Source organism: Streptomyces sp. NPDC057474 (assembly GCF_042802555.1).
Classification (GTDB): domain Bacteria; phylum Actinomycetota; class Actinomycetes; order Streptomycetales; family Streptomycetaceae; genus Streptomyces.
Genome location: NZ_JBHVDX010000137.1, coordinates 17,283 through 27,366, shown reverse-complemented (window position 1 = coordinate 27,366; position 10,084 = coordinate 17,283). Strand labels below are relative to the sequence as shown.

At 71.7% G+C, this 10,084-nt stretch carries 7 protein-coding genes; 3 read left to right on the top strand and 4 right to left on the bottom strand.

The annotated features are described in order from the left end of the window. Window positions 1–68 precede the first annotated feature (68 nt). Entirely contained in the window at window positions 69–809 is a 741-nt protein-coding gene (locus ACFU53_RS30740) for a Type 1 glutamine amidotransferase-like domain-containing protein (protein WP_383999478.1), read from the bottom strand. Between the two features lie 32 nt (window positions 810–841). Further along, window positions 842–2,080, bottom strand: a complete 1,239-nt coding sequence (gene aroA / locus ACFU53_RS30735) for a 3-phosphoshikimate 1-carboxyvinyltransferase (protein ID WP_383999475.1) — start codon at window positions 2,078–2,080, stop codon at window positions 842–844. 904 nt (window positions 2,081–2,984) lie between these two features. On the opposite strand from aroA, the gene ACFU53_RS30730 reads away from it, so the two are divergent. The 3 genes from ACFU53_RS30730 to ACFU53_RS30720 all read left to right on the top strand — a co-directional run bounded on the left by ACFU53_RS30730 (window position 2,985) and on the right by ACFU53_RS30720 (window position 8,044). Continuing rightward, window positions 2,985–4,805: a glycoside hydrolase family 3 protein gene (locus ACFU53_RS30730; protein ID WP_383999472.1), complete on the top strand. Its 1,821-nt coding sequence runs from the start codon at window positions 2,985–2,987 to the stop codon at window positions 4,803–4,805. 154 nt (window positions 4,806–4,959) lie between these two features. Then, entirely contained in the window at window positions 4,960–5,631 is a 672-nt protein-coding gene (locus ACFU53_RS30725; protein WP_383999470.1) for a hypothetical protein, read from the top strand. A gap of 118 nt (window positions 5,632–5,749) precedes the next feature. Next, window positions 5,750–8,044 (top strand): PQQ-binding-like beta-propeller repeat protein, encoded by a 2,295-nt coding sequence (locus tag ACFU53_RS30720; protein WP_383999467.1) that lies wholly within the window; start codon window positions 5,750–5,752, stop codon window positions 8,042–8,044. 57 nt (window positions 8,045–8,101) lie between these two features. On the opposite strand, the gene ACFU53_RS30715 is transcribed toward ACFU53_RS30720, so the two are convergent. Together ACFU53_RS30715 and ACFU53_RS30710 are read right to left on the bottom strand one after the other, a co-directional pair. Next, window positions 8,102–9,532 (bottom strand): S28 family serine protease, encoded by a 1,431-nt coding sequence (locus tag ACFU53_RS30715; protein WP_383999464.1) that lies wholly within the window; start codon window positions 9,530–9,532, stop codon window positions 8,102–8,104. Between the two features lie 178 nt (window positions 9,533–9,710). Then, a complete protein-coding gene (locus ACFU53_RS30710; protein ID WP_383999481.1) occupies window positions 9,711–10,064 on the bottom strand; it encodes a hypothetical protein in 354 nt (117 codons plus the stop codon). Between the last annotated feature and the right edge of the window lie 20 nt (window positions 10,065–10,084).

The following is a 10,084-nucleotide window of genomic DNA, read 5'->3' as shown; positions in this document are numbered from 1 at the left end:
ACGCGACCGGACAAACCGTCCTACGCTCACTGATCGCCTACGATCACTGACCCCTTGGAATAGATCATCTAGTGACGAGGCTCCGGCAGGAGGCGGGGCTCCACGCGTTCCTCGGCCGCCGCATCGCCCTCGCGGCGAACGATGTACGCCCCCTTGCCCGGCAGTTCGGTGACCGCCTCCACGAGCCGCGTGCCGCGGTACACGAGGCCGACCCCGTCGTCCGTGCAGTGGGTCTCCGGGAGCGTCCCCTCGGCGACGAGGCGGTGCACCAGTGGCCGCCGGCCCGCGTCGCTGTCGTAGTGGACGCCGTTGCCGTACGGGAGATACCCCAACGCATCGGTGACGGGCCGGAGTCGAGGGCCGAAGGAGTCGGTCGTGCCGCCCCGGAACCAGCAGATGGAGCCCGCACTGACGCCGCTGAGGACGACACCTGACTCCCAGGCGCGGCGGAGGATCCGGTCGAGGTCGTGGACGCGCCAGACGGCCAGCAGGTTGGCGACCGAGCCGCCCATGACCCAGACGACGTCCTGTTCGAGGACGGCCGACTCGACGTCCTCGATGTTGGGCATCGGGAAGAGCGCGAGCGGCGTCAGGTCGAAGCCCGCCACCCGCGCGGCCTCACTCATGCGCGCGGTCATGTGTTCGGAGTCGCCGACCGCCGTACCGACGTACATGACCTTCGGGCGCCGCCCGTTCGCCCCCGACAGTTCCACCGCGTGGTGCACCAGCGAGTGGAAGGTCACCCGGGTGCGGTCACCGAGTCGGTGGCCGCCCGAGGTCGCGACGATGGTGGGCTCGGAGGCAGTCATGGCCGGGAGGGTAGCAAGGGGCCGCCGCCGTCCTACCCGGCCCGCATCCCCCGCCGCAGCTCCGCGAACGCCTCGTGGAAGCCCGGGAACGTCTTCCGTACGCAGCCGGGGTCGTCGAAGGTGATGCCGGGCGTCCGCAGGCCCGTCACGGCGAACGACATGACGACGCGGTGGTCGCCGTAGGTCCTGATCTCCGCGCCCCGGGGGGTGCCGGGGCGGATCTCGATCCAGTCCTCGCCCGTCGCCACGTCCACGCCCAGCCGCCGGAGGTTCTCCGCGCAGGCCTCCAGACGGTCGCACTCCTTCACCCGCGTGTTCGCCACGTCCTCGATGCGCACCGGTCCCGAGGCGAAGGGGGCGATCGCGGCGAGGGTCGGCATGGTGTCGGAGATGTCCCGCATGTTGACGGTGACGCCGTGGAGTTCGCCGGTGCCCTTCACCGTCGTACGGTCCACGCCGACGTCCACCCGCGCGCCCATCCGCCGCAGGACCTCCACGAAGCCAAGGTCGCCCTGGAGCGCCCCCTCGCCCAGGCCCGGCACGGTGACCTCACCGCCGGTGAGCGCGGCGGCCGCGAAGAAGTAACTGGAGGTGGAGGCGTCGGGTTCGATCGGGTAGGTGGTGGCGCGGTAGCCGCCGGGCGGGACGACGTACGTGTCGCCCTCCCTGCCGACCTCCACGCCGAACGCCCGCATCATCGCGATCGTGATCTCCACGTACGGCACCGAGACCAGGTCGGTGACGGTGATGCGCAGGCCGGTGCGGGTGAGCGGGCCGAGCAGGAGGAGGGCGGTCAGGTATTGGGAGGACTGGCCCGCGTCCAGCACCACCTCGCCGCCCTCGACTCCGTCGGCGGTGACGGTGAGCGGGTGGTGGCCCTCCGCCTCCTCGTGCCGCAGGTCCACGCCCAGGTCGCGCAGGGCGCGGGTCAGCGGGGCGAGGGGGCGGCGGCGCATCTGGGCGGAGGCGTCGAAGCGGTAGGTGCCGTGGCCGGCGGCGGCGAGGGTCGGCAGGAAGCGGGCGGTGGTGGCGCCGTCCCTGCAGTACACGTCCGCCTCCGCGGCGGCGGGGCCCTGCGGGCGGCCGTCTACCTGCCAGGTGTCCGGGGTACGGCCGACGCGGTAGCCGAGCTGGACCAGGCCCTCCGCGAAGCCCTCCGTGTCGTCGGACCTGAGGGGGCGTACGAGGGTGGTGACGCCGTCGGCTGCCGCCGCGAGGAAGAGGGCGCGGGCGGTGAGGGACTTGGAACCGGGGATGTCGACGAGGGCCATGCCGCCATGCTGGACCTCGACCGCGTTGGGGCGCCGGACTGTCCGACAAGTGGACCTTGGGTGCGACTTGCAGCGCGGGGGGGGTCGGGTGCGGGTGAGTGGGCGGGTGCGGGTGCGTGGGCGGGTGCGGGTGCGTGGGCGGGTGCGGGTGCGTGGGGCTTCTCGCGCAGTTCCCCGCGCCCCTGAAAAGCAGGGGCTGCGCCCCATGCTTTTCGGCCCGCAGACCCGCCGTCATCAGACCCGCAAGCCCGCCGTCATGAGGCCCGCAAGCCCGCCGCCTTCACACCCGCAGACCCGCCGCCATCAGACCCGCAGAGCCACCGCCTTCACACCCGCAAGCCCGCCGCCTTCACACCCGCAGACCCGCCGCCATCAGACCCGCAGAGCCGTCGCCTTCAGACCCGCGAGCCCGTCGCCTTCAGGCCCGCGAGCCCGTCGCCTTCAGGCCCGCAGAGTCATCGTCTTCACACCCGCAGGGCCAGGTCTTGTAGGGGCGCGGGGAACTGCGCGAGCAACCACGAACCACCCGCATCCGCCGACTCCCCCCACCCCCCGAGCTCCCCGGTGCCCCTCCCTCCCCACCCGTACCAACTTCCGGAATTCGCCCATTCCCGGGAACCCGAACCCACCCCACCCCGTCCAACCGCCATGCTGTCGGACGAGTCTCCGCAGTGCGGTGTCGGCCTCGCTGCTGGCTGCGATCGCTGACCAACCCTCTCCGCCGCCTGTGGCCGGCAGCACGCCGTCACCGGCGCGCCCCCTCCGACAGCGCCGGTGACGGCCCCTCACCACGCGGCCACCACGCCGCCGCGTTACTGTGCGCCCCCTTGACCGGAAGAAACTTCCCGGATACTCGTGACACCTTGGAAGTTTCCTTCAGCGGATCCCTCCGGAAGGAGCGCACGTGCCCTCCAGACGTACCGTTCTCGCCGCCACGGCAGGCGTCACCGCGGCCCTGGCCGTCGGCACCGACGCACAGGCCGACAGCGCCGACAGCGCCGACAGCGCCGACAGCGCCGACGACAAGAGACTCCGTGCTCTCGTCTCCCGTATGACGCTCGAGGAGAAGGTCGGCCAGCTCTTCGTGATGCGGGTCTACGGGCACTCGGCGACCGCCCCCGACCAGGCCGACATCGACGCCAACCTGCAGGAGCTGGGCGTCCGGACGGCCGCCGAGCTGCTGGCGAAGTACCGGGTCGGCGGGATCATCTACTTCTCGTGGGCGCACAACACCCGGGACCCGCACCAGATCGCCGCCCTGTCGAACGGTATCCAGCGCGCCTCCCTCGGCCTTCCCCGCGGGCTGCCCGTGCTCATCTCCACCGACCAGGAGCACGGCATCGTGGCCAGGGTCGGCAAGCCCGCCACGCTGCTGCCGGGCGCGATGGCCCTCGGCGCGGGCGGTTCGCGCACCGACGCGCGCGAGGCCGGGCGCATCGGTGGCGCCGAGCTGCGAGCCATCGGCGTCCGGCAGGACTACGCGCCCGTCGCCGACGTGAACGTCAACCCGGCCAACCCGGTCATCGGCGTACGGTCCTTCGGCGCCGACCCCAAGGCCGTCTCGGGGCTGGTCGCCGCGCAGGTGAAGGGATATCAGGGGGCCGGGGTCGCGGCCACCGCCAAGCACTTCCCGGGACACGGGGACACGGCCGTCGACAGCCACTACGGCTTCCCGGTCATCGAGCACACGCGGGAGCAGTGGACCGCCCTCGACGCCCCGCCGTTCCGGGCCGCGATCCGCGCCGGCATCGACTCGATCATGACCGCGCACATCATGGTCCCCGCCCTGGACCCGTCCGGCGACCCGGCCACCCTCTCCCGCCCGATCCTCACCGGCATCCTGCGCGGCGAGCTGGGCTACGACGGGGTCGTCGTCACCGACTCGCTGGGCATGCAGGGCGTACGGGAGAAGTACGGCGACGACCAGGTGCCGGTGCTGGCGTTGAAGGCCGGTGTCGACCAGCTCCTCAACCCGCCGTCGATCGACGTGGCGTGGCACGCCGTCCTCGCCGCCGTACGCGCCGGCGAGCTGACCGAGGCGCGGCTCGACGAGTCGGTCCTGCGGATCCTGCGGCTCAAGGCGAAGCTCGGGCTGTTCGAGCGCCCGTACGTGAGTGACGCGGGAGTCGACCGGGTCGTGGGGATCGGGCGGCATCTCGACGCCGCCGACCGGATCGCCGAACGGACCACGACCCTCCTGGTCAACGAGGGCTCGCTGCTGCCGCTGTCCCGTCGTACGCACAGGAACGTGCTGGTGGTCGGCGCCGACCCGGCGTCCCCGTCGGGCACCACGGGACCGCCGACGGCCGTCCTCGCCGCCGAACTCGCCTCCCTCGGCTTCACGACGACCAGCCTGTCGACCGGTACGACACCCGCCCAGGCCGTCATCGACCAGGCCGTCGCTGCGGCCCGGGGGAAGGACGCGGTGGTCGTGGCGACATACAACGTGACGGCGGCCGGCACCCAGCGGACCCTTGTCTCGCGGCTCCTCGCCACCGGTGTCCCGGTGGTGGCGGTCGCGGTCCGGAACCCGTACGACGTGGCCCAACTGCCCGATGTGAAGGGCTACTTGGCGTCGTACTCGTGGACGGACGTCGAGGTGCGGGCGGCGGCACGGGTGCTGGCCGGGCGGGTGGCGCCGCGCGGGAAGCTGCCGGTGCCGGTACAGCGGGCCGACGACCCGGCGCGGGTGCTGTACCCGATCGGGCACGGGCTGAGGTACTGAGGCCGGAGTACCGAACCCGGCCTACGGGGCCTGACGTACGACACCTACGCCGCACTCCTCGCGCACTACCCCCAACTGGCGCAAAGCGCACGGTATGTCTGGCGTGACCCCCGCCGCGGGGTCACGCTGGAGGGGGGTGCATCGGGGGGTGGCCATGCGAGGGGTGTGTCGCGTTCGAAGGGTGCGTACAGGGGTGCTCGTGGCTGCCGTCATACTGGCCGTCGCCGCGCTCTCAGGGTGTCAGGCCTGGTCGGGCGGGGTGAGTGAGCAGCCCGAGGAGCGGACGACCACGACCGCGCCGATCCGGCCGCCCGGGTACGGGACGGTGTTCCTCGGGGTCGACGAGTGCAGTTCGTTCGGGACGACCAGCTTCACCGAGGTGCCCTGCGCGGGCGAGCGTGCCGCCGCTCGGGTCGTGGCACGGCACGACGGCCGGGTCGGGCAGGGGCCGCTCTGCCCGCCGACCACCGACTTCGTGCTCCACATCAGCGAGTCCCGGCCCTCCTCCGGCGAGTCCGGCGAGTCCGCCGAGGACGAGGACGGCGACGGTTCCGTACCGCAGGGCTACGCCTGCATGCGCAAGCTCCAGCCGCCGCACCCGGGCGACCCCGGCGGCGGGGGCGGCCCCCGCACCATCGTCGGCGACTGTGTCTACGGCGCCGGGCAGGGCGAGGTCCGCGAGACGGCCTGCGACGGCGAGGGCAGGCACGATCCGGAGTACCGGGTCACGACCGCCGTCGACACGAAGCCGCAGTGCCCTGCCACCACCGATCTGTATGTGCAGTTGGGCGGGAACCGGCCGGTGGGGTGCGCCGTGCCCGCCTGAGTGCCGAGTGCCGAGTGCCCCTTACCGAGTTGAGTCGAGCATCCCTGCGTACACCGTGATCCCGGATCGATATCATCCGCTTACGGACCGTACGACGACGGTGAACGACGGGGGGACCATGACCCAGGATCCTCAGGGCGCTCCTGGTACGGAGGAGTTGCCGGAGATTCCCGGTTATCGCATCGACTCGTTGCTCGGCTCCGGCGGGATGGGCCGTGTCTATCTCGGTACGTCGCCCTCGGGCCGCCAGGTCGCCCTCAAGGTGATCCGCGGCAACCTCGCCCACCAGCCGGACTTCCGGCGCCGTTTCCGACGCGAGGTGACCGCCGCCCGGCAGGTCAGCGGAGCCTTCACCGCGCCGGTCGTGGACGCCGACCCGGACGCCGATCCGCCCTGGATGGCGACCCTCTATGTGCCGGGGCAGCCACTGGACCAGCGCATCAAGCTGGGGGCCGCCCTGGGTGCCGAGGAGCTGTACCGCCTCGCCATCGGCCTCGCCGAGGCGCTGCGCGACATCCACCGCGCCGGAATAGTGCACCGCGACCTCAAGCCGGCCAACGTCCTGCTCGCCGCCGACGGCCCCCGGGTCATCGACTTCGGCATCGTGCGCGCCGCCGACACCGACATGCCCACGGGCACGGGGATCACGGTGGGCACCCCGCCGTTCATGTCGCCGGAGCAGATTCGCGCCCAGAAGGACGTCGGACCGCGGAGCGACATCTTCGCGCTGGGCTCGGTGCTGACGTACGCGGCGAGCGGCCATGTGCCGTTCGACGCCACGGACGTGTACGCGGTGGCGTACCAGCTGGTCCACGAACCCCCCGACCTGGAGGGGGTGCCCGACTGGCTGCTGCCGGTGGTCGAGAACTGCCTGGCCAAGGAGCCCGCCGAGCGCCCGGACGCGGACGAGCTGCTCTCCCTGCTGCGGGGCACGTCCTACCCGGCCGCCCTCGACTCCCCGGACACCTTCGTGCTGCGCTCACCGACGCCCGGCTCTCAGGCGCCGCCCGTGAGCACGGACGCGGGTTCCGCCGCCACTCCCCCGCCCCGGCGGCGTCGGCGGCTCGTCCTCGCCGTGGCGGCCACGGTGGTGGCGGTCGCCACGCTGTCGGGCGGACTGCTGTACGGGCTGCGCGGTGGTGGGGACGGTGACGGGGGCGGCTCGGATTCCGCCGGGAGTCCGAGCGGGAAGCCCAGCCGGAGCGCTCGCGCCGTCACGCAGCCGGAGGGGTCCGCCGCGTACGCGAGCACGCAGTCCGGCTCGGGCGGCTTCACGTTCACCTACCACGACAGCCCCGAGCGCCGCCCGGACGGCTGGCGGCGGTGGCAGTACAACCTCCAGAACAGCGACTGCGTGTACGCCGAGTCGTCCCTGGTGTGCGTCGGCGACCGGACGGTCCGGATCGACGCCGCGACCGGCAAGGAGCTGTGGCGGACGGACGAGGCCTCGTCGTACGGCCAGAACACCCCGGTCGTCGTCGGCGACACCGCGATCGTCAACATCGGCGACCGTCTCATCGGTCTCTCGCTCGCCGACGGCAAGGTGAAGTGGCGCTACGCGATGGCGATACTCACCCAGCGACTCATCGGGGACGGCGAACGGGTGTACGTGGTCGACCACGGCGGCCTGGTCCAGGCCGTCGACGCGCGCACGGGCCGGGAGAGCTGGACGCTGTCGGCGCGGGACGCCCCCGAGGGCGGCACCGGGCATCCGCCCGCGCTCCGGGTCGTCGGCGACCGGCTCCACGTGTTCACCGGCGTGACCGACTCCGGGCTCGGCGAGGACTTCGTCACGGTCGTCGACACCGGCAGCGGCGAGGAGGTCGCCGCGTTCGAGCTGTCCGCGCCGTGTGAACCCGGCAGCCAGGCGCTGCTCGAAGAGGACGGCGCGACACGGCTGTACTGCGTCGTGGTGAACGACGAGAGCGCGGAGAGCACCCTGTTGAGCCAGGACCTGGCGGCCGGTGCCAAGGGTGTGCGCACCGAGGTCGACGCGACCCTGGGCGGCGGTCAGATCGGGGCACCCGAGCTGTCGGTGACCCCGGGCCGGGTGCTGTTCGTGGCCCCCACCCAGACGGGCGGCGAACTGGTCGCCGTCGACACGGTCGAGCGGACCGAGCTGTGGCGCAGGCCCATGCCCGGCCTGGGCCCGGCCGACGCACCGCCCGTCCAGGCCGGCGACCGCGTCTACGTCGCCAACACCCGTGACGTCGCCGTCTTCGAGTCGGGCTCGGGCAAGCTGCTCTACCAGCACAGCGTGCCGAGCGTCGAGGACGCCAGCGGCGTGGCGACGGGCCTGGACACCGAGCCGATGGTGGCGGGCGGCATCGTCTACGCCCCGTCGACCCGGGTGGGCTGGGTGGCGCTGGACACCGAGGCCGCCGAGGCCGCCGAGGCCGCCGAGGAGAAGTGAGCCCCGGCGCCGCTCTGTGGCGGCACCGGGGCTCAACTCACTTACAGGTCGGGCAGGTTACGGCCGCAGCGCCGGCTCCCGCTCGACGTCACGCTGGTCGAGCTTGGAGTCGAACTTCGCCAGCGGCTTCGCCTTGCTCGGGTCCGCCTGGACGGTGGCCGGGGCGACGCCCGCCCACTGCAGGATCCGGGCCGTGGCCAGGTCCTTCTGCGCCTCGACGAGACCGGCGACGTTGGCACCGTGGTTGGCGCCGGGGGCCGTGAAGACGTACGAGTCGCGGGCCTTCTTGCCCAGGTGGAACGGCTCGGCGCCCCACGGGTCGTTCTGCCCGTACACGAAGAGCATCTGCTTGGCGTTGTCGCGGACCCAGGTGTCGACGTCCCGCATCGCGTACGGCTGGAACCGCATCTTGATGTCACGCGGGACGAAGTTCCGGGGCGGCTGGTAGCCGTAGCGGATGTACTTCTTCTCGATGTGCGGGAACTGGATCGTGGGCGCGCCCAGCTGCGTACCGGCCTGGTAGAAGTACGGCGTGTACGGCTCCAGGCCCTGGTCGGTGTAGAAGGAGAAGCCGGAGATCGTGTCGATGGATGTCAGGATCTCGTCGTCCGTCGCGTTCTTGGCGTCCTTCGGGATGACGTCGCTGTCGCAGTCGGCGAGCAGGCTGTACTGCCAGAAGCCCCACACGTAGTCGAGGACGACCGCCTCGTACGCCTTGTCGAGGCTGCCGACCGTGTCGAAGGTGAAGCCCTCGGCGGCGGCGGCCTCCGCGTACTTCTTCTTCAGCGGCTCCCGACGGACGAGCGCCTCGCGCTGCACGGCGTTCAGCCGGTCGCGGCACTCCTTGGTGCCGACCTTCGCGAAGAACCGGTCGTATGCCGAGTCCTCCTTGTTGACGACGTCGTTGGGGGCGACGTACGCGACGACGCCGTCCATGTCCTTGGGGTAGAAGCGCTCGTAGTAGGTGGCGGTCATGCCGCCCTTCGAGCCGCCGGTCGAGATCCACTTCTTGCCGTAGATCTTCTTCAGCGCCTTGAAGATACGGTGCTGGTCGCTCGCCGCCTGCCAGATGTCGAGCTTGGACCAGTCGGCCGGGTCGGGGCGGGACGGGTTGAAGAAGCGGTACTCCATGGCGACCTGGTTGCCGTCCACGATCTGCGTGGGCTCGCGGCGGCCGGGGTTCGTGGAGACGTTGTAGCCGCCGGTGTAGAAGACCGTCGGACGGGCCGTGTCCTTGTGCAGCAAGGTGATCCGCTGCTGGAACGTGCCCTTCTTCGGGTTCCCGTGGTCCACCGGCTGGGTGAAGTTGAGGACGAAGAAGCGGTAACCCGGGTACGGCTTCTCCTCGATCAGGCTCACGCCCGGTATCGCGAGCAGCCGGTCCTTGATGTCACCGGTGTCCGATCCCGCGGCGGTGGCCGCCCCCGCCGTGCTCAACGTGCCTATGAGCACCACGAGCGACAGCACCCATCTGAGTGCTTTGCGCATGCGTTTCTCCCCTATGCAGCAGCTGTGCGCCGGAAGCTATCGGAGCCACCGCCGGGGCACCAGGGAAGAAAGGGGCCAACTGGACTGCTTTCAGCCGGAGATGGGAGAGATAGGGAAAACCCTGTGTGGGACACCGATCTGCCGGGGGCCGGCGGGCGGCGGCCGGATGCGTGGCGGCTCAGCGGAGGATCCAGCCCGAGTCGTACGTCTCGCCGCCGGCCCGTGCCTTGATCCATACGGCGCGTCGGCCCGCGTGCACGGTCACGGGCCCGGCGGGGTGCTTCTTGTTGCGCACCCACTGGCCGCCCCGGGCCCGGATGCGCACGGTCCCCTTGCGGGCCTGTTTCCTGGGCACGAGCACGGCGCACACATACCGGCTGCCCTTGCGGTAGACCCGCACGGTCCCGGTGTCGAAGGTCAGCGTCCGCACCTTGCGCCCGGCGCAGGACGGGGCGGCGGCCTCCGCGCTCCCCACCGGCCCGGCCAGAGTCAGCAGGCCGGCCGTCGCCACCACGGCCAGTCCGAGCGCCATCGGCCGACGTATCCCACGCC

Bases quoted from the DNA above. Each gene is read 5' to 3' on its own strand.
- ACFU53_RS30720 (WP_383999467.1), top strand. From the start codon at position 5,750: ATGACCCAGGATCCTCAGGGCGCTCCTGGTACGGAGGAGTTGCCGGAG.
- ACFU53_RS30725 (WP_383999470.1), top strand. From the start codon at position 4,960: ATGCGAGGGGTGTGTCGCGTTCGAAGGGTGCGTACAGGGGTGCTCGTG.
- ACFU53_RS30710 (WP_383999481.1), bottom strand. From the start codon at position 10,064: ATGGCGCTCGGACTGGCCGTGGTGGCGACGGCCGGCCTGCTGACTCTG.
- ACFU53_RS30740 (WP_383999478.1), bottom strand. From the start codon at position 809: ATGACTGCCTCCGAGCCCACCATCGTCGCGACCTCGGGCGGCCACCGA.
- aroA (WP_383999475.1), bottom strand. From the start codon at position 2,080: ATGGCCCTCGTCGACATCCCCGGTTCCAAGTCCCTCACCGCCCGCGCC.
- ACFU53_RS30715 (WP_383999464.1), bottom strand. From the start codon at position 9,532: ATGCGCAAAGCACTCAGATGGGTGCTGTCGCTCGTGGTGCTCATAGGC.